The organism is Thioalkalicoccus limnaeus (assembly GCF_041197575.1).
Lineage (GTDB): Bacteria > Pseudomonadota > Gammaproteobacteria > Chromatiales > Chromatiaceae > Thioalkalicoccus > Thioalkalicoccus limnaeus.
The window spans coordinates 21,951-41,343 of the sequence record NZ_JBDKXB010000005.1 but is presented as its reverse complement, the minus strand read 5'-3'; the positions used below and the strand labels follow the sequence as shown (position 1 = coordinate 41,343).

Genomic DNA, 19,393 nt, shown 5'->3' with positions numbered 1-19,393 from the left:
ATGTGTTCGTCCTATCACCCGCCGTTCGCGAGAACCACCGGTATCCCGACCCCAAGCCGCCGTAATCGGGCGATGCGGTAACGCAGCGTTCGCGGGCTGATGCCCAGACGCGCCGCGGCGGCCTCGCGGTGACCGTCCGTCGCACGCAGGGCGTCGAGGATCAGGTCACGCTCGTGCGCCCGCAGATCCTCGCCGAGACCGGTCGGTGCCGGCTTCGCGGACGCCATGATGGAGCCGGGACCCGGCGGCACCGCAACCGGTTCGATGCAGATTTCGTCGACGTCGATCCACGCGCCGCTCTGCAAGATCAAGGCGCGCTGGATCACATTGTCGAGTTCCCGCACATTCCCGGGCCACGAATGGGTCAACAGCCGCTCCTCGGCGGCGCGGGTCAGCCGCGGGATCGGCCCACCTTCCGGGGCATGGGCCCGGATCCGCGCAAGCGCGATCGGCAGGATGTCCGCTCGACGCTCGCGCAGCGACGGGATGATCAACGGGAAGACGTTCAAGCGATAGTACAGATCGATCCGAAAGCACCCCGTCGCGACCTCCGCGGCAAGATCCCGATTGGTGGTGGCCAGGATCCGCGCCTCGAGAGGGATCGGCCTGCGGCCCCCGATCCGCTCGATCTCCCGTTCCTGGAGGACGCGCAGCAGTTTGGCTTGGAGATCGAGATCCATCTCGGTGATCTCGTCAAGGAGCAGGGTCCCGCCGTGGGCCTGTTCGAATTTGCCCTGGTAAGCCTGGTGCGCGCCGGTGAAGGCGCCGCGCTCGTACCCGAACAGGGTGGCCTCCAGCATCGTGGCGGGGATCGCAGCGCAATTGACGCCAACGAAGGGTCCATCGGCGCGGGCCGACCTGGCGTGGATATGGCGGGCGAACATCTCCTTGCCCGTGCCGCTCTCGCCGGACAGCATCACCGCCGCCTCGGTGCGGGCAACCCGCTCGGCCAGCGCGAGAATACGCCCGGTCACCGGATCGGCGTGTACCAGCCCCGTCCCATCGGGTTCGACGGGCGGCGCGGATGGCTCGCATCCGGATCGGGCCCGATCGATAACGACAAACGCGGAAGGTCGCATGCGCTGTTCTCCTCAAACTCGGTTGAGCCCGTGTCGGCCATCGCGGCATCCTGGGGCCCAAGATGCGGGGCGGCGGAAACTCGACCCGCCGGGCCTCACTCACCGAGGCTAAGCAAGCACAATGCCAGTCACAGATAAATCTTTTAGAGCAATGGGATGGCCGCCACCGATGTGGGCAGCTGTCAGAGATCCGTCGCCAAGTCGACCCGCTGGAGGGCGTACTTGCGCATCTTCTCGACGAGTGTCGTGCGGCGCATACCGAGCAGCGTCGCGGCATGCGCCACCACCCCGTCGGACTCCCGTAAGGCCTGGTTGATCAGGCTGGTCTCCTGGCGACTCAGATAATCGCGCAGGTCGAGCCCTCCGGGCGGCAAGCGCGGGTCTTCCGGGGCAAGCGCCCCGGATCCCAACGGGGTCCAGGCGGCCGAATCCGGCTCCGATGGTTCCTCCTCCGACGGCCGCCCCTGCCAGTCTTCGGGCAGGAACCGACTCGGCAAAGCGCTCGCTCCGATTAGGCCGCCAGGCTCGAGAATCGCCAGCCTTTCTAAAAGGTTAGCCAGTTCACGGACGTTTCCGGGCCAGGGATATCGCGCCAGGATCTGCACCGCGGACGCGGCGAGGCGCAACGAGCCGCGCCCATTGGCCTCCATCCGTTCGATGAGCTCATTGATCAGCAACGGGAGATCCCCGATGCGCTCGCGGAGCGGCGGCATCTCGATCGGGAAGACGTTCAACCGGTAGTACAGATCCTCGCGGAACCGCCCTTGCGCGATCAGCCCCTCGATATCGCGGTGGGTCGCCGCGATCACACGCACGTCGGTCCGTTGACTGCGGTGTCCGCCGACCCGCTCGAAGGTCTGCTCCTGCAAGACCCGCAGGAGCTTGACCTGCATCGGCAACGGCATATCACCGATCTCGTCGAGCAGCAGGGTGCCACCCTCGGCGAGCTCGAAGCGTCCCGCGCGGGCGCTGACCGCCCCGGTGAAGGCGCCCTTCTCGTGCCCGAACAACTCGCTCTCGAGCAGGTCGGCGGGAATCGCCCCGCAGTTGACCGCAATGAACGGTGCCCCGCGCCGCGCCGACAGGTAGTGGATGTTGCGCGCGACGATCTCCTTGCCGGTACCCGTCTCGCCGAGCACCAGCACCGTGGCATCCGTCGGCGCGACCTTTTGAATCAATTGACGCACCCGCCGCATGACCGGGCTTGCCCCGACCAGCGCGCGCGCCAGCAAAGGCGAGCCATCACCGCTGGGCGGGCGCCGCCATTGACTGAGCGCGTGACGCCGCTCCAGTGCCTCGATCAGCTCGGGCTGGCGCAGCGGGTACTTGAGAACCTGGATCTGGTGCCCTCGCTCCGCCTGGCCTTCGAGCAGCGCGCCCGTCTCGGCATTGAGGTCAAGGTCGAGGACAAACACCGGCAGCGTGGGCCCCCAGGCCAGCACGGCGTCGAGCAGCGCGCGCGGCGCCCCGCCGCGGTCGTCGCTACCGATCACGACCGCGGCGACGGGACCTCCCTCGTCGATAGCCATCGGCCAGGCTTCGAGAGACATGGACCGCGCCGGATACCCGAGAAACTCCAGGATCGCGACGACCGAATAGGCGCGCCGCCGATCCGCGTCCAGGACCAGAACCAACCCATCCGTCGGTGACGAGGCCGCCGCCGTCTCGCTGCGGCCGGTCCCGGCGGTCGCGGGTTCGACCGCGCTGGATCGTCTCGAACGGGTGTGTCGACGGAATGAATCGACCATGTGTTCCCCATCAGTAACCAGTCACCGCCATGCCGGGCGCCCTCGAGCGCGCCCGGCAGAGACACCTTCTTAGGACGTTCCACGAAATGATAACCACATCAACGGGGTCGCGCCACGCGCCGGGGCCGTTACCGGGACCATCGCTGCGGGGGCACGCCACCGGGCATCTCCGACCCGGGGGCCAAGGGGTTGGTCGAGGGCGGAAGACACGGCCGTTCGTGGGCCAGACACCCCCGGTCACCATTAGACACCAGTTCGAGCGGGGGAACGATGACAAGGGTCAAAATTTTGACGGCCGCCAGGCGATATCTCGCGTGCCCGTCGACATGAGCATCGCTGAGGGAGGATGGCGACCCAAGAAGGGACGGGCTGATCGCCGCGGCCTGGTTACGCGACGCGGCGGGGGTGATCGTGACTCGGTGCCAACGGCGCCAGCACAGAGGACGGCCACCCGAGAAATTATCCGTTCAACGGCCCGACGAGCGCCGCGAGGTCACCGGCAACCTGATAGACCGACCCCGGAGGCCGGCGGGGGAGAAACGGGCCAGCGGCCCGCCCCGTCACCGGGGCGGGCCGACGTCAAACCGCCGCCGTGCGTTCGTAGACCCGGTTTGCCGCCGCCTTGTGGCGCAGATCGAGGATCTTCGATGAGGCGGCACTCCGGCCGGCCTGGCACAGGGTCAGCACGGCTTCATCGGACACCAGGATCTCCTCGATGCCCCGTCGCACCCACGTCGTCTCGTGCGGTCCGGGCTCGGCGGCGAAGAACCGTTCGATCCGCGGCTGGCGCTCCCGCTCGAGCCGCATCACCCGCTCCCAGTCACCGGCCTGGGCCGCCTCGAGCATTGCGCGTGTGTCCGCGAGGATCCCATCCCACTCGACGGGCCGGGTCGTGTCCACCAGAGATAGACGGTTCACGTCGATCACCTCCTTAGCTTGCTCAGGACCGCGGCAGCGCCAGCCCTGGACCGGAGCGGCCGTCGACCTGCCGTTGCGGCTGGGGGATCGCCTCCCAGGCCTCGCGAATCTGTTTCATCAGCGAGATGACCTCGACGAGCGCCGCGCTGTCGTTCCTGAGATTGGCCGTGAAGAGCCGCCGGGCCATATAGTCGTACAGGCTATCCAGGTTCGCGGCAAGCTCCCCGCCGACGTCTCGATTCAGGCCGCCGCGCAGCGTCTCGACGATCGCAACCGCCGCGCCGATCAGGCGGCCCTTGTCGGCAATCTCGCCGCGTTGCATGTGTCCGATCGCGGCCGTCATCCGGTCGATGGCGCCGCTCATCAGCATCTGCACGAGCTGGTGCGGGCTCGCGTCCTGGATGGCGCTTTGAACGCCGACTTCGCGGTAGGTCTTCAGAGCGGACAAAGCGTTCATGCTGTCGTTACCCCTTCGCTATTTGGTTGCGGTGAGCCGAGCTGCTCGGCGGTCGCGGCTCGCAGCTACCTGGCTTGCTGGTGGATTGAATTGAGGGCGGTCAGCTGCTGGGACAGAAAGCTGCTTGTGTTCTGGAGCCGGCCCACCAAGACGTCCATCGCGAGGAATTGCTGGCGATACCGGGTCTCGATGACCTCGAGCCGTCGCTCCAGCGCCTCCCGGGCGCCCGCGATTCGATCGAGCCGCCCTTTGAGTCCATCGGTCCGCGTGTCCAGGATACCGCCGCGTTGCAGGTGCGCCTCGAGCAGGGCGCCCAGCCTGGTGGCCAACCCCTCTTCGGACCCGAACACCCGGCTCACGCCATCCCGATCGGCCGCGAGGGCCGACTCCAGCTTCCCGGCATCGAGCGTCAGCTTGCCGTCCGAACCCAGTTGGATGCCGATCTCGGCCAACCCGGACTGGCCGAACGGAGATCCATCCGCGGAGCGGCTCAATTCCGTGCGCAGCCGGCTGCCGAGCCCGCGCGCCGCGGCATCGCCGTACAGTGGCGGCTGTTCGGCACCGACCCCTCGGAAGCCGGCGAGCCGGCCCAACGTATCCATCAGCGCGTTGTACTGGTCGACGAAGCCCTTGATCGCCGCCACATCGGCCTGGTGATCCGGCACCACCTCGAGGGCCGCCAGGGTCCCGGGCTCGGCCTGGCCGAGCTCGATCCTGACCCCATCGAGGACATCCGCGAGCTGGTTGCCGGTGCGCGCGATCTCGATCCCGTCGATCCGGATCAGGGCATCGAGCTCGGCGAGATCGGTCAAGGGTTTCCCGGCCGCATCGCGATTGGCCGTGGTCAGGCCCAACGAAGGACCACCGGCGAAGGTCTCGGTCACCGTGACCGCGTTCGCCTGCCCGGTGTCGGCCGCGCTGAGCACCAGGATCTCGTTGTCTGCGTCGACCCGCAGCAGCGACGCCGTCACGCCCGGATTGTCGGCGGCCCGATTGATCGCATCACGGATCTCGGCGAGCGTCTTGGCCGTCGCCAGATCCAATGTGAACTCGGCACCGCCGGTCGCGATGGTCAGCTGATCGCCGGCCGCACCGCCGAAGGTCTGGCCCTTGTCGATGAGCTCGGTGCCGAGTTTATGACGCTGGGCCAGGCGCACGATCTCGAGCTGATACTGGCCACCGACCGCCTGGCCATCGGCGACGGCGCTGAACAAGGCTTCGTGACTCGACGAGGCCGACATCGGCCGGGCGCCGTTCGCATCGGCCAGGCCCTTCAGGCTGGTCTGCAGCGACGCCAGCGCCGACTTCAGCGAACCCAGCGCCGACAGCTCGGCCGAGGCCTGTCGCTGCTGCCGGTCCAGTCGTTGCGTGACCGGCCCGCCCTCGGCCTTGACCAACTGCGAGACCAGGCCCGCGATGTCGAGTCCGGACCCCATCCCCATTGCCGTGATCGTTGCCATCTTGACCTCCAGGTCACCTGTTGCCTACATCGAGAGGCATTAGGCAATTTCCAGGCCGTCACACGGTCTCGCGCACCAGCAACCCGGCCTGCTCCAGGTCGGGCGGGCCGTCGGCCAGATGACGCAGCAGCTCGAGGGTCCGTTCGGGCGGGATCTGGCGGATCAGCTCATCGGTCTCGGTGTCGGTCACCTTGATCACCAGCCGTCCGGAGTCCTGATCGGTCGAGAAACGCACCGCGCGCTGCTCCAGTTTCAGGTGTTGATTCAGCCGATCGAGCAGCGCCTCGGCCATCGGATCGTCGAACGCCACCGGTGCGGTCAAGGGGGCAGGCTCGCGCGGGGTCCCCGCGAGGGTCGCATCGGCGACGCGGCCCGAACCGACCCGCTCGGCACCATCCCGGCCCGCCCCCGCGGTGCGCTCGGCCGCGTCCGAAAAATTCAGGGGCCGGCTGGTCGCCTGAAGGATACTGTCACCTATGATCATGGTCTTGCCCTCCAATCACGCTGGAGCTGCCGATCCAGTGCGCCCCCAGATGCCAGCGATGCGTTCATCGCATCCCGCGCCCTCCGACAGACTCCGGTTGCCGAGCCCTCGACCGCCTCGCACGGCCGAGCCATCCATGGCTCGGCCAGAACAGGCGGTCAAGGCCCACGCGGCCGCGGTGGAATCACCTCGGCCGCCTCACCGACCCGATCAGCGCAGCAGCGACAGCACGGTCTGCGGCGCCTGGTTCGCCTGCGAGAGCATCGCCACACCGGCCTGCTGCAGGATCTGGGCGCGGGTCAGGTTGGCCGTCTCGGCCGCGAAATCGGCATCCTGGATGCGGCTACGCGAGGCCGAGAGGTTTTCGGAGGTGATCTGCAGGCTCGACACCACCGACTCGAAGCGATTCTGGATGGCACCCAGGTCCGCGCGGCCGGTGTTGATCTGCTGCAGCGCGGCATCGAGCGTGGCCAAGGCCGAGGAGGCGTTGGCCGACGTCGAGATGTCGACCGCGGCGAGCGAGGCGAAGCTCGAATTGTTCACGCCCGCACCCGCGAACACCTGGGCGTTCGCGTTGGCCGTGGAGATCGCGCCCTTGGAGCTCGACAGCGAGACGATCCCCGTCTGCACCGCGGCGACCGCACCGCCTTCGGTCAAGGTCGTCCCACCGAAGCTGATGCTTTGCTCTGATGCGCCGTCCACCGCGAAGGCGCCAAGCGCGATGTTGCGGCCGTCGGTGGTGGTCAAGCTGATCGAGGCCTTGGAGTCGGTGCTCGAGAAGGCCGCGGTCACCCCGGTCGTGCCGGATACGCCATTGATCGCCGAAACCAGACTGGACAGATCGTTCTGATCGGTCAGGACAGCCGAGACGGCCTGGCCGTTCAACGTGAAAGACACGGTGCCGTCCCCATTGCCGATGCCGTTTAGGCCGCTCAGGGTCGTGCTGTTGGTCGCGGTAGCCGTGACGCCGATGCCGCTCGCCGCGGAGTTGATCGCCGCCGCGATGTCCTTCGCACTCGCATCGGCCGCATAGGTGATTGCGCTGGTCGTGCCGGCGTCGGTCTTGATCGTGAAATTGTCAGTGCTCGCCACCGCGGTGATACCGTTGGCGGCCCCGGCAACCACTTTGCCGGTGATGGTGCCCTCGGCGGTCAGGGTATGCGAGCCCAGCGATGCGGTCCGACTATCGACGATCGACTTGACGTTGATGGCCTCGCCGGCGTTCGCGCCGACCTGGAAGCTCTGGCTCGAGAAACTGCCGTCAAGCAGCTGAGTGCCGTTGAAGTTCGTCTGCCCGGCCACGCGATCGATCTCCGCGGCGAGCTGCGAGACCTCGGCCTGCAGGGCGGCGCGATCCGTGCTGCTGTTGGAGGAGTTGGCCGCCTGCACCGCCAACTCGCGGATCCGTTGCAGGTTGTTCGTGACCTCTTGCAGCGCGCCCTCGGCGGTCTGCATCAGCGATATACCATCGTTGGCGTTGCGCACCGCCTGGTTCATGCCGCGGATCTGACCGGTCATCCGCTCCGAGATCGCGAGGCCCGCGGCGTCGTCCTTGGCACTGTTGATGCGCAGGCCGGTCGACAGGCGCTGCATCGTCGTCGCCATGTCGCCGGAGGATTTGAGCATGTTGCGCTGGGCATTCAGCGACATGACGTTGGTGTTGATGACACTGGACATTCGAATAACCTCCGTTTGTTGGGATCTTGGACCCTCCGTGGCGGTGGCCGGCGGAGGTCGCTATCGGGACTGCGCGTCATCCGGCGCCGAGGTACCGAGCGCCGTCACTGGCCTTATCGGCGTCCACCGGCAAAGCTTTAACCGCGGTGACCGGATCCGCGGCGTGAAAAGGTGACGCCCGTCACAGAACGATCCGCCGCACGTGGTTTCGCTGATCTGCAACGGCCCGCGGCCTGAATCCGGCCGAGGCGCGAGAGGCGCGACCGAAGGATTGGCCGCTGGGTCTGGTGGGGCGCAGTCGAAACGAGGGCATGGTCTTGTCGGGCGAATGCCGACCACGGGTGAAGGCAGTGCGTGGAACCGGGACGTCCGCGCGGCGAAGATCCATCCCGAACGCGACGGCCGGGCTGTCGATCAGCTCACGGCCTTCGACAGGCGCGGATGGCCTCGTTCGCTGCGTCGTCCGTTAGGAGCGGATACATCGGCACACTGACCACCGCCCGGTAACATCGCCAAGCATTCGATGCTTTCTCGAGGGCTTGCAACCTGCGGCGGGGCTAGGACGTCGTCGGGATCGAGGACCTGATCGATCGAATACGGACAGGTGTCTGGCACACGCACCGACTCACCATGGATCTCGAATGATTTTCGCGCGGCCCCTCGTGCCTGTTGCCACGCCTTGCCGAAGAGCTCCGGGATCTGGTGTTTCAGGCTCGGCGTGGCGTCGAGCATCGCCTGCGCCGACCCGGCTCGTCAACGCGACCGGGGCTCCTGGCAAGCCTTATCGGGGGTTGCAAAAGTCGTTGGAGACGGCCAAGCGATTCCTCGACGGCCTAACGCAGGAAACGGAACAGCGACAGATCTTGAATGCTGACGTAGGAGCGCTGCGCGGCCTCCAGGGCCAGCATCCCGGTCTGCAGGCGCATCGCGGCCTCGGCGTAATTCAGGTCCTGGACCTCCGACAAGGCCTCGGTCGCGACCAGGCGGAAGGCCTCGTTGGCATCGGTCTGACGGTCGATCTGGTCCAGCCGCGCGCCGATCTGGGCGCGTTGCGAGAGGACATGGTCGAGCGCCGCATCCAGCTCGGCCAGACCGCGATTCAGCCCGACTTGCAGCCGCGCGCGACCGGCCGGAACCTCGCCGGCCTCGGTCAGGGCCTGCGCGGCCCCGCGCAGGATCGAGAACAGGTCGCGCTGGCCGGCCGGCGTGATCTGGAAGGTGTCGCCATGCGCCGGGCTGCCGGTCACCGCGACCTCGGCACCCTGGAACCGGATCGGGGCACCACTGACGTAGTCACCAGCGGCGACCAGATTGTCGTCGGCATCGTGCACCTCGTAGGTCGGCGGCCGGGCGGGGGCCGGCTGGACAATGGTCAGCCGGTAGGCACCGGAGGTCCAGTCCCCGCGCGCCTGCCCGATCGAGATCGCGCCGCTGCCCGTGTTGCTCGGATCCGCGGCAGTCACGAACCGCCCATTGCCCTCGCGGACGCCCCCGAAGACTTCGGCACCGGACGCGGTCATCGCGGCGCTGACACCGGGGCCGATCGGGATGTGCCGCTGACCCAAGTCACCCTGGTAGACGACCTGACCCTGGCCGGCGTCGGAGAAGGGCCGGGTGCCGCTCTGGTCACCGGCAAACAAGTATTCGCCACCACCATCACGGGCGTTGGCGAACCCGACCAGGCTCGTCAGATGCTGCTCGAGGCGCTGTGCGAAGGCGTGCCGTTCGTTGGCGTTGAACGACGCAGCGCCATGGGCCTGAACCAGCAGCTCGCGGGCCTGGTGCAGCACCTCGGTGACCTGGCCGAGCGCGGCCTCCTGCAGCTCCTGACGCAGACGAACCGCGTTCGCGTTGGCCTGGTACTGCTCGGTCGTCGCGACCTCGCGCGTCAGGCGCAGCGCCTGACCGGCCGCGAGCGGATCCTCGGCGGCCACCTCGAAACGCCGGCCGGTCGCGAGCTGGCGCTGGGTCTGGACCAGCCGCGTCTGCTGCTCATGGAGCATATCGACGGCGCGTTGGTGAAACTGTTGCGTGGAGATGCGCATGGCCTAACCTCGTAGAGCACCGAGCAGGGTCTGGAACAGATCGTTGGAGACGGCGATGACACGGGCCGAGGCCTCGTAGGCCTGCTGGAGGCGCAGCAGGTCGGCCGCCTCCTCGTCGAGGTTGACCCCGGACAGGGCCTCGCGCGCATCCTGCGCCCATCGCACCAGCTTCTCCTGGGTCTCGGCCGCGAAGCCGAGCCCTTGGGTGCGCCCCCCGACCTCGGTGACCAACCGTTCGTAGCCTTCCGTCAGGGTTGCCGAGCCGCCAAACAACAGTGGCGTCTCTTGCAGCTGCGCCGCCAGGGCCAGGGCATTGCGATTGTCACCCACGCCCTGTGCGTTGCCGGCGAGCACGAAGCGATCCGCATCGGCCGGGGCCCCGGTCATCGTGAAGGCTAGCTCGCCGAAGCCCGGAACCGCCAGGTTCAAGGTCGCACCGCTGTCGCTGTCCGGGCTGTAGGCCAAGGTCCCGCCTGGCGGGTCCGTGACCGCGAAGCGCGCGTTCGCCGCGTCGTAGGTCAAGGTGATGGCCCCGGTCAGCGCGGTGCCGCTCAGCGCGCTGACCGTGACCGGGCCGATGCGCGCCTCGCCGATGTTGCCGCCAACGGGGTCGGCACGGACCGGCGCGGCCAGCGCCAACGAGGACGCATCCGCCGCGACCCGGCGCAACGCGCCCGCCGCCCCGGCCGCCGGGCGAATCCAGAAGCTGTCGCCGGCGTCCATGGCCCCGGCGGCGAGCCTGATCGTGAAGCCCTCGCTGGCAACGCTATGCGGCAGATCCGCGAAGGTGTCGACAATCTGGTTGTCTCGGGCGCGGATCAGCCGGTAGCCGCCCTCGTCCCCGTCGTAGGTCAACCGATAGTCGCTGCCGTTCAGCGTGCCGACCTGATCGATCCGCACCTCGAGCCACGCATTGCCCTGGTTGTCGGCCTGGCCAATGGCCCGCGCGACCTGGAGCGCCGGGGAGTTGACATTGGTGAAGAGATCCCCGCCGAGTCGGCCAACCGGGTCCATGCCAAGCCGATGCTGGGCGTTCGCCGCGTCGGCGAGTCCCAGCGCGAACAGCCCGAGTTGCCGTTCGGCATCGGCTAGCAGGCCGCGTTCGAAGTCGATCAGGCCGCCAAGTGCACCGCCCTGGACTTGACCCGTGACCTCGACACGCGTGCCACCATGGCCGACCGAGAAGAGACCGGTCGCCGACGGATCCCGCGAGCTCACCCCGACGGCCAGCGGCATGGTCTCGCTGCCGACCACCAAGGGCACACCGTTGCCGATGAAGAGATTGAGGGTGCCGTCACCCTGGATCAGCGGCGTCACACCGGCGTGCTCGGCGAGCTGGCGCACCAGTTCGTCGCGCCGATCGAGGAGATCATTGGGCGCGCTGCCGCTACCACGCGCCTCGGCCACCCCGCGGTTGAGTCGCGCGACCTCGGCGCTCAGCGTATTGATCCGATCGACATGGGAGCGGATATCGCCGACCACGCCGGCACGTGTCTGCTGAAGGCGCTGATCCATCAGCGAGAAGCGCTCGGTCACCCGATCCATCTGCTCGAGCAGCAGCTGCCGGGCCGCGCCGGAAGCCGGCTCCGCCGCGGCCTGGTGCACGGCATCGAAGAAGCCTTGCAGCACCGGCGTCAGCGAGGTCGCCGAATTGCTGAGCAAGGCATCGAGCCGGGCGGCTTGCGTATGATGGGTGCGCAACTGCGCGGCGGCCGCGGTCTCCAACTGGAGCTCTCGGGTCAAGAATTGGTCGTAGCTGCGTTGGATGTCGACCGCGCGGGTCCCGGTCCCGACGAAACCAGGCCCGGCGTGGATCGGGGTGGCGGCCGTCTGGAACACCCGCTGGCGACTGTATCCGGGTGTCGCGGCATTCGCGATATTGTGCGACGTCGTGGCAAGCCCGGACCTGGCTGCGTTGAGCCCCGACAGCCCCGTTTGGATCAGATTGACGCCCATGGCTAGGTTCCTCGCTCCACCCGGTCTTGCCGGGCCGTTCGTTCGATCATCCGGCACAGACGGGATTGCGCGTGACTTGGGTGGTCCAAGATCGGGCAACTCCCGCAAGATGGAGTACCACCTGCGTCGCGCAGCCAGCTTCCAGCCGCCCGCCTCCAGCGCAAACCGATCAGCGGCCCAGTGACATGCTGCCCCAAGCGGCGGCTCACGCCGCCATGAAGAGCGCCGTAGGTGGGGCTTCAACCGCCAGGCTCGGTGTAGGTACGGCTTCAGCCGCAACACAATTCGCCCAAGCAGCCAAGGCCGTGGTCATCATGCGGCTGAAGCCGCACCTACTGTCCCGGGGATCGCGCTCGATGCGCGCCGGAACGCGACATCGCCGCGCTCACCCTTCTTCCGTGGCCTTGCCTCGCCAAGGTCAGCGCCACGACCTCTTTATCGTTCGCTATGGCCGATTCTTTAGCCTGACCGCGCGCTGACGCGTGCTCGCACTCGGCGCCGCTCAGACGAGCCCCGGTCCGGCGGGCGCCGCCGCGGCCTTCGCGAGTCGGTCCGACGCGAAGATGCGCATGACCTTGTCCGCGTACGATGGGTCCGTGGCATAGCCCGCCGCTTGCAGCGACTCGGCGAACGCCTTGGGATCATGTGTCTTGGTCAGGGCCTCGCGGTAACGCGGGTTGGCCTTGAGAAAATCCACGTAATCGCGGAACGACGCCCCGAAGGACTCGTAGGAGCGAAACTCGGCCTGCACCATGGTCGGGGCCCCGCCCAGGTACTCCTTGGTGCGTACCGCCGCAACCGGACCATCCCAGGCCCGGTGGGCCTTGATGTTGAACAGGTTGTGACTGCTGCTGCCGTCACTGTTGCGGATGATCGAGCGCCCCCAGCCGGTCTCCAACGCGGCCTGGGCCACGAGCAGTCGCGGATCGACGCCGAGCTCGGCCCCGACTTGCCGCGCATGCGGCATGACGGCGTCGACGAAGGCCTCGGCGTTGGTGAAGCGGACCCTGGTCGGGCCGGTTGCCGACCCCTCGGGACCGTCCGCGGAGCGCGTCGCGGCCACTGCGGCTTGGGTAATCGGCGAGCCAGCGCCCAGCAGAGGCCAGGACGGACGCGTTGACGAAACAGCAGCCGGCGGCGGTGCGACAGTCGGAACAGCCGGGACCGGCGGCTCGGGCGCCCGGACCGCGGCGGGCTGCGCTGGGGTCGCGACCCTGGGCTCGGCTCTGACGGCCACCGGGGTCGCGGTTGCGGGTTGCGGCTCGTCTCCCACTGCCGTCGGGCCCGAATCACTGGCCGCAGGTCGTGCCGTCGGCGAGTCTGTGCCTTGAACCGCCGGCGCCAACTGGCGCACCAGCAGATCGGCCACCCCGAGTCCGCGACCGGCCGTCACGGTCAACGCGATCTGTTTATCGAACATGTCCTCGTACAGGCCGTTACCGGTGCCACCGAACAGTCCTCCGTCCGGGTTGGCCTCGCGGCTGGCCCGCAGAAGCTGTTGCACCAAGTAGGCTTCGAACTGCTTCGCGGCGACGGTCAGGGCCTCCGGTGCGGCTTCGCGCGCCTTGCCCCGTAGCGTCGCCAGACCCTGGAAATCGGTATAGACCCGGCTGGCCTGAAGCTCATCCATCCGTCACCCCCATCAGATCACCACCAGCGTCGCGCGCAGCGCGCCGGCCTCGCGCAACGCCTCCAGAATCGCCACCAGGTCGCCGGGCGCCGCGCCGACCTGGTTGACCGCATGCACGATCTCCTCGAGTGAGACACCGGGTTCCATCAAGAACATACGGCTCTCCTGGCTGATCTCGACCTCGGAATCGGTCCCGGTGACCGTGACCCCGCCGGAGAAGGGCGCCGGCTGGCTGACCAACGGGGTCTCGGTGATGGTCACGACCAGATTGCCGTGGCTGACCGCGGCCGGCCGGACCACGACATGCTGCCCAATGACGACGGTCCCGGTGCGGGAGTTGATGACCACCCGCGCCGCGGCGTCTCCCGGCTCGACGGGGATGTTCTCGACCGCGGCGACGAAGGCGACCCGCTGACCCGGATCATCCGGCGCCGTGACGCGAATCGCGCCGCCGTCGAGCGGCGAGGCCGAGTGGCGGCCGAGCCGTGCATTGATCGCCTCGGCCACTCTCAGGGCCGTCGTGAAGTCCGAATCATGCAGATGCAGCACCAGGTCGCCGCCCTCGTTGAAAGGGTTGGCGACGACCCGCTCGACGGTCGCACCGTTCGGGATCCGGCCGGCGCTCGGGACATTGACCGTGACCCGCGAGCCATCCGCGCCTCGCGCACCGAATCCGCCAACGACCATGTTGCCCTGGGCCAGCGCGTAGATCTGTCCATCGGCCCCTTTTAGCGGGGTCATCAGCAAGGCGCCGCCGCGCAAGCTCTCGGCGTTGCCGATCGAGGACACCGTGACATCGATCGTCTGACCCAGTCGCGCGAACGGTGGCAGCGTCGCCGTCACGAGGACGGCCGCGACGTTTTTCGGTCGAATCTGCACGTTCGGGGGCAGGGCGACACCGAGCTGCTGGAGCATGTTGGTGACGCTTTGGGCCGTGAAACGGCTGGTATTGGTATTATCGCCGGTGCCATCCAAACCCACCACCAGCCCATAACCGACGAGCTGGTTCGAACGCACGCCGGCGATCGATGCGATGTCCTTGATCCGGGTCCCGACGCTCGCGCGCGCGTCGAGCAAACCTGGAGTGGGATACGGCGTCGCGCCAAAGTCATCGTTTTCGAGCATGCCGTCGCCGTGCGCCGCGAACGCCGCCAACAGGCTCAAGGGGACAAGCCAGCGGCCGGTCATCATCGTGCAAGACCTTCGTTTCATAGCGTGACACTCACAACGAGGCGGGCCGGGCCGAGCAGCCGCGGCCGGACCCCTCGATCAAAGCGGGAAGATGGGGTTCAAGAAGAAGCGCGTGAGCCAACCCGGCCGGTTCGTATCCGCGAGCGTTCCGGTCCCGCCGTAACTGATCCGTGCATCGGCGACCAACAACGACGACACCGTGTTGTCGGGCCGGATGTCCTGCGGCCGAACGATGCCCGTGATGCGAATGAACTCCTCGCCCTGGTTCAGCGTGAGCCATTTCTCGCCGCCGACCAGCAGATTGCCGTTCGGCAGCACCTCGGAAACGACCACCGAGATGTTGCCCTGCAAGCTATTGCTTTGCTCGCTCTTGCCGACGCCGTCGAAGGCGCGGTCCACCGTCACGTCCAGGTCCAAGCTGCGTGGATCCACGTTCATGCCAGCCGCACGGATCGCGGCCTCCAAGGACCCAGTCGAATCCTTCGCCAAACCGGTCATGGCATTCTTCTTGGCGGCCGTCTTCTCCATCAGTGTGATGGTCAGGATGTCACCAATATTGCGGGCCACGGCATTCTCGAAAAGCATCATGCCGTACCCGGCACGGTAAAGGCTCCCGGTGAATTGGGTCGGCGATGGCATGACGACCGGCGGGACCGCCTCCGGCGGCGGCGGTACCGGACGCGCCGCGACATAGGCGGGGTTATCGCCGGGTACCGGTGGCGGCTTCGTCACCGACGCACAGCCGCCGATCAACAGAAGCCCCGCGGCACCGAGGCCGCCGCCGATCCAGGATAGAGGCGTCATACCGGTTCTCCGAATCACTCGTTAGAGGTTTTGAGCAACGAACCGCAGCATGTCGTCGGCCGTCCCGATGGCCTTTGAGTTCATTTCGTAGGCGCGCTGGGTCTCGATCATGTTCACGAGCTCCTCGACGACGTTGACGTTCGAGCTCTCGACCGACCCCTGCACCAGGACCCCAAGCCCATCGAGCCCCGGGATACCCGGTTGCGGCGTACCGCTAGCGGCGGTTTCCCGAAACAGGTTATTGCCTATCGCCTCGAGGCCCGCCGGGTTGATGAAGTCGACCAGTTCGATCTGGCCAACCTGCGTCGGGGCCTCGTCGCCCGCGACCTGCGCGGAGACGGTTCCATCCGATCCGATCGTCACGGTCAAGGTCGCCTCGGGGAGGGTCACCGCCGGCTCGATTAGCATCCCGCTGGCCGTCACGAGCTGCCCCTCCGAATTGCGTTGCAGCGATCCATCCCGGGTGTAGACGACCGTGCCATCCGGCGACAAGACCTGGATGAATCCGCGACCGTTGATCGCGACGTCCAGATCGTTGCCGGTGTGGACGATGTTGCCCTGCGTGAACAGCTTCGCGGTCGCGACGGTTCGCACCCCGGTTCCGAGCGTGAGTCCGGACGGCAGCTCCGTGTCCTCCGTTTCCAACCCGCCCGGCTGGCGCACGGTTTGATACAGGAGGTCTTGAAACATGGCCTGTCCACGCTTGAAGCCGGTCGTGTTGACGTTCGCGAGGTTGTTCGAGATCACCGCGAGGTTCGTCTGCTGGGCCTCGAGCCCGGTCTTGCTGATCCAAAGGGCGGGAAACATGTCACCTCCGTCGCATTGCGGCCGGTCCGTCAAGGAATCGGCACCTACTGAGTTGGCAGCATTATTCGGGCCAACCTGGCTTAACCTGAAGTTCGCAGCCGAACGCCGGATACCTGGCCCCCGGTCGAGAGATGCCAAGCTGCGGGGTGGCCCCGGCCATGGGAATTAGCCTTCGAGATCGGGTTGCGCTGCGCTGACCCGACCTACGAGTGCGGCGGTTATTCTTGAACCGATGCTCGGACCCGTCCGGTCGTCAGGCCGGCCGGACCAGCATGCTCGCGGCCTCGTCCGTTCTCTCGGCCTCCTTCATGACCTTGACCTGCAGCTCGAACAGACGGGCCAGCTTCATCATCTGCACCAGCGACTCGACGCCATTGACATTGCTCGATTCGAGCGCCCCCGATACCAATGTCACCGTGTGATCGGCATCGGCCTCCTCGCCATCGGCCAACCGGAACAAGCCATCATCGCCCTTGTGCATCTGTTCGTCCGGGGGCCGGGTCAGTTTGATCCGGTCAAGCACCGCCATGTTGTCCTGTCCCAACAGCTTGATCGAGATGGTCCCGTCCTGGCCGATCTCGACCTTGTCGGCCGGCGGCAGCGCCACCGGGCCGGCATTGCCGAGCACCGGGTGCCCCGCTCCGTTGGTCAGGATGCCGCCGGCCGAGACCTGCATATCCCCGGCCCGTGTATAGGCCTCGTTGCCATCGGGGGCCTGGACCGCGATCCAACCCTGACCTTGAATCGCCACGTCCAGATCGCGGCCCGTCGGAATCGGGGCCGCCGGCGAGAGATCGGCCCCGGGCGACTCGGCCCCGGCATAGGCCCGCGACGGAAACCCCGGCCCATAGACGGATTGACTCTGCAGTTGATGCAGATCGGCGCGAAAACCGGCGGTGTTGGCGTTGGCCAGGTTGTTGCTGACAACCCCCTGCGCATTGGCCACCTCACGCGCTCCGGCCATACCGATATAGAGCATCCTATCCATCGCTGACCCCTCCTTCCGCCTACCTCATGTTCAAGATCGTCTGGGTAATGGTATCCGCGGTCTGGATCGTCTTGGCATTGGCCTGATAATTACGCTGCGCCTGAATCAGGTTCACCAGCTCCTCGGTGAGATCGACATTCGACTCTTCCAGCGCGCCGGACTCCAAGCGCCCCAATCCGCCCACACCCGGGGCGCCCACCAGGGCCACTCCCGACTCCGGGGTTTCGACCCAAGCGCTGTCCCCAACCGGCTGAAGTCCTTGCGGGTTGGCAAAGTTGTAAAGGGCCACCTGCCCCACCACCTGCGATCGGCCGTTCGTGAAGTAGCTGACGATGTGGCCGGTGTCGTCGATCGCGATCCGGCTGAATTCGCCGGTCGCATAGCCATCCTGTTGCAGACCCTGGATGGTGAAGGGACTGGCGAACTGGGTCGAATCCCCGAGTGAAAAGGTCATATCCTTCCCCGCCGCGCCATTGGGCTCGCCGGCCCCGTTCAGGGGCTGCCAGCCGGCGAGCTCGAACTCGGCCGATTCGGGGTCGAGGACGCCCTGCTCATCGAAGGTGAGGGTGCCGGCCGGTGAACCACCCACTGTGACGCCGCCGATCAGCGCATGCACCTCCCACTGATTGCCCTCTCCGCGCACGAAGTAGAGCGAGAGGGTATGAGGATTGCCTAAGCTATCGTAGACCGTCAGCGACGTGGCGCTGTTATAGGTATCTGGGCTCGGTGGTCCGGCGTTCGCGTCTTCGCCCCACGGATCGAAAGGCCCGGCCCAGGGTTCGGCGGGCGGCTCGACGCCGGCGTCGAGGTTCAATGACAGATTGCCTCGCGACGTCGCCGACGGGGCCATCTTGGCGGTGTCGATCCGCAGGTCCCCCAACTGGCCCGACACCCCGCCCGCGCCATTCGATTGGTACCCCATCAGTCTCATGCCACCCTGGTTGACGATGAAACCATCCTTATCGGTTCCGAAGGCACCAGCACGGGTGTAGGCCATCGCGCCACCATTGTTCACGCCGAAGAACCCTTGACCAACGATGGCCAAATCGAGGCTTTTGTTGGTCAACTTCAAGGACCCCTGGTTGAAGCTCTGGCTGACCCCAGCGACCTGCACACCCATGCCCACGGCCTTCCCGGGCGAGGCATTCGCCGCGTACATGTCCGCGAACAGCGCCTGCGACGACTTAAAGCCGACGGTGGACGCATTGGCCACATTATTGCTGACCACGGACAAATCGGTCGTCGCCGCTTGCAGGCCACTGATGGCGTTATTCATTAGCATCGAATCATCTCCCACGAATCATCTGTCGACCAAGGCGACGCTGATCTATTGGCCGTCCTGGCCAAAGATCAGCACGGAAGTCGCAAACGCGGTTTCCGACTTCCCTCTTGTTCAGTCGCTGATCGCGACCGAACACGGCGGGGCTCCTGCCCCGCACGGAAAACGCTGGATAGTTCAGCGTTTCCCTAACGGATCTCTCGCACCTGATCCAAGGTTATCTGCTGCCCACCGGCCAGGGATAGAAGCACTGGCCCGCCCTGAGCATCCACGGAGACGCCATCGACCTGTTGCCGAACCATGGACTCGAACACCACCTGCTCTCCATTGATGGAACCGGTCGCCTCCTGACGGTAACGGCCTGCCGGCAGCGGCTCGCCTGAGTCATCGAGTCCGTCCCAATTGATGTTGACCAGACCCGGACCCTGCCCTGCCATGCTCATCGTGCGCACGAGCTGACCAGTCGCGTCATAGAGATTGATGGTCAAGTCGGGCACCATCACCGGCAGATCGATCGCGCCGACCGCCCCAGAGGTCCCATCGAACACGAGTCCCTCACCCTGGACCAATACCGAGCGGCCGACCAGCTGAGAGGCCTGCAAGGTCTGGCTGGACGTCAACGACTCGGCAAGGCCAACGAAAGACTGATTCAGTTTCTCGATCCCGCTGACGGTGCTGAACTGAGCCAGTTGGGACAGGAAGTTGTGACTGTCCATCGGGTTCATCGGGTCCTGGGCCTTGAGCTGGGCCATCATCAGGGTCATAAAATCGTCCTGGCCCAGGGATTGGCTCGAAGGTGGCGGCCGCGGCTCGATCTGACCGGGATCATCGGCCGTCATCGTTGGATTCACTGCGATGGACATGATGGCT

17 protein-coding genes are annotated in these 19,393 nt (G+C 66.7%); all 17 read right to left on the bottom strand.

The genetic code is table 11. The features are described from left to right. Window positions 1-14 precede the first annotated feature (14 nt). On the bottom strand, window positions 15-1,079 hold the full coding sequence (locus ABC977_RS05745; RefSeq protein WP_369666290.1) for a sigma-54 interaction domain-containing protein: 1,065 nt from the start codon (window positions 1,077-1,079) through the stop codon (window positions 15-17). A gap of 182 nt (window positions 1,080-1,261) precedes the next feature. Then, complete coding sequence (locus ABC977_RS05740; protein WP_369666289.1) at window positions 1,262-2,827, bottom strand: sigma-54 dependent transcriptional regulator; 1,566 nt, start codon at window positions 2,825-2,827, stop codon at window positions 1,262-1,264. A 579-nt stretch (window positions 2,828-3,406) separates the two neighbouring features. Further along, complete coding sequence (locus ABC977_RS05735; RefSeq protein WP_369666288.1) at window positions 3,407-3,745, bottom strand: flagellar protein FliT; 339 nt, start codon at window positions 3,743-3,745, stop codon at window positions 3,407-3,409. A 22-nt stretch (window positions 3,746-3,767) separates the two neighbouring features. Continuing rightward, window positions 3,768-4,202, bottom strand: coding sequence for a flagellar export chaperone FliS (fliS, locus tag ABC977_RS05730; RefSeq protein ID WP_369666287.1), 435 nt, complete (start codon window positions 4,200-4,202; stop codon window positions 3,768-3,770). 65 nt (window positions 4,203-4,267) lie between these two features. Next, window positions 4,268-5,662, bottom strand: coding sequence for a flagellar filament capping protein FliD (gene fliD / locus ABC977_RS05725; protein ID WP_369666286.1), 1,395 nt, complete (start codon window positions 5,660-5,662; stop codon window positions 4,268-4,270). 58 nt (window positions 5,663-5,720) lie between these two features. After that, window positions 5,721-6,146 carry a flagellar protein FlaG gene (locus tag ABC977_RS05720; RefSeq protein WP_369666285.1) on the bottom strand — a complete coding sequence of 142 codons (426 nt, stop codon included), beginning with the start codon at window positions 6,144-6,146 and terminating at the stop codon, window positions 5,721-5,723. A gap of 210 nt (window positions 6,147-6,356) precedes the next feature. Next, window positions 6,357-7,823: a flagellin N-terminal helical domain-containing protein gene (locus ABC977_RS05715; RefSeq protein ID WP_439849162.1), complete on the bottom strand. Its 1,467-nt coding sequence runs from the start codon at window positions 7,821-7,823 to the stop codon at window positions 6,357-6,359. Between the two features lie 414 nt (window positions 7,824-8,237). Next, entirely contained in the window at window positions 8,238-8,555 is a 318-nt protein-coding gene (locus ABC977_RS05705) for a DUF29 family protein (RefSeq protein ID WP_369666284.1), read from the bottom strand. A 101-nt stretch (window positions 8,556-8,656) separates the two neighbouring features. Next, window positions 8,657-9,868 carry a flagellar hook-associated protein FlgL gene (flgL, locus tag ABC977_RS05700; protein ID WP_369666283.1) on the bottom strand — a complete coding sequence of 404 codons (1,212 nt, stop codon included), beginning with the start codon at window positions 9,866-9,868 and terminating at the stop codon, window positions 8,657-8,659. A gap of 3 nt (window positions 9,869-9,871) precedes the next feature. Continuing rightward, complete coding sequence (flgK, locus tag ABC977_RS05695) at window positions 9,872-11,824, bottom strand: flagellar hook-associated protein FlgK (protein ID WP_369666282.1); 1,953 nt, start codon at window positions 11,822-11,824, stop codon at window positions 9,872-9,874. A gap of 502 nt (window positions 11,825-12,326) precedes the next feature. Then, window positions 12,327-13,454 (bottom strand): flagellar assembly peptidoglycan hydrolase FlgJ, encoded by a 1,128-nt coding sequence (gene flgJ / locus ABC977_RS05690; RefSeq protein WP_369666281.1) that lies wholly within the window; start codon window positions 13,452-13,454, stop codon window positions 12,327-12,329. A 12-nt stretch (window positions 13,455-13,466) separates the two neighbouring features. Next, window positions 13,467-14,579: a flagellar basal body P-ring protein FlgI gene (locus ABC977_RS05685; protein ID WP_439849167.1), complete on the bottom strand. Its 1,113-nt coding sequence runs from the start codon at window positions 14,577-14,579 to the stop codon at window positions 13,467-13,469. A 144-nt stretch (window positions 14,580-14,723) separates the two neighbouring features. After that, window positions 14,724-15,449 (bottom strand): flagellar basal body L-ring protein FlgH, encoded by a 726-nt coding sequence (locus tag ABC977_RS05680; RefSeq protein WP_369666279.1) that lies wholly within the window; start codon window positions 15,447-15,449, stop codon window positions 14,724-14,726. A 21-nt stretch (window positions 15,450-15,470) separates the two neighbouring features. Further along, a complete protein-coding gene (gene flgG, locus ABC977_RS05675) occupies window positions 15,471-16,256 on the bottom strand; it encodes a flagellar basal-body rod protein FlgG (RefSeq protein ID WP_369666278.1) in 786 nt (261 codons plus the stop codon). Between the two features lie 253 nt (window positions 16,257-16,509). Beyond that, complete coding sequence (locus ABC977_RS05670; RefSeq protein WP_369666277.1) at window positions 16,510-17,244, bottom strand: flagellar basal body rod protein FlgF; 735 nt, start codon at window positions 17,242-17,244, stop codon at window positions 16,510-16,512. A 19-nt stretch (window positions 17,245-17,263) separates the two neighbouring features. After that, complete coding sequence (gene flgE / locus ABC977_RS05665) at window positions 17,264-18,526, bottom strand: flagellar hook protein FlgE (protein ID WP_369666276.1); 1,263 nt, start codon at window positions 18,524-18,526, stop codon at window positions 17,264-17,266. A gap of 185 nt (window positions 18,527-18,711) precedes the next feature. Next, the gene (locus tag ABC977_RS05660; protein WP_369666275.1) at window positions 18,712-19,386 is read right to left on the bottom strand and encodes a flagellar hook assembly protein FlgD; all 675 of its coding nucleotides are present in this window, start codon (window positions 19,384-19,386) and stop codon (window positions 18,712-18,714) included. Window positions 19,387-19,393 lie beyond the last annotated feature (7 nt).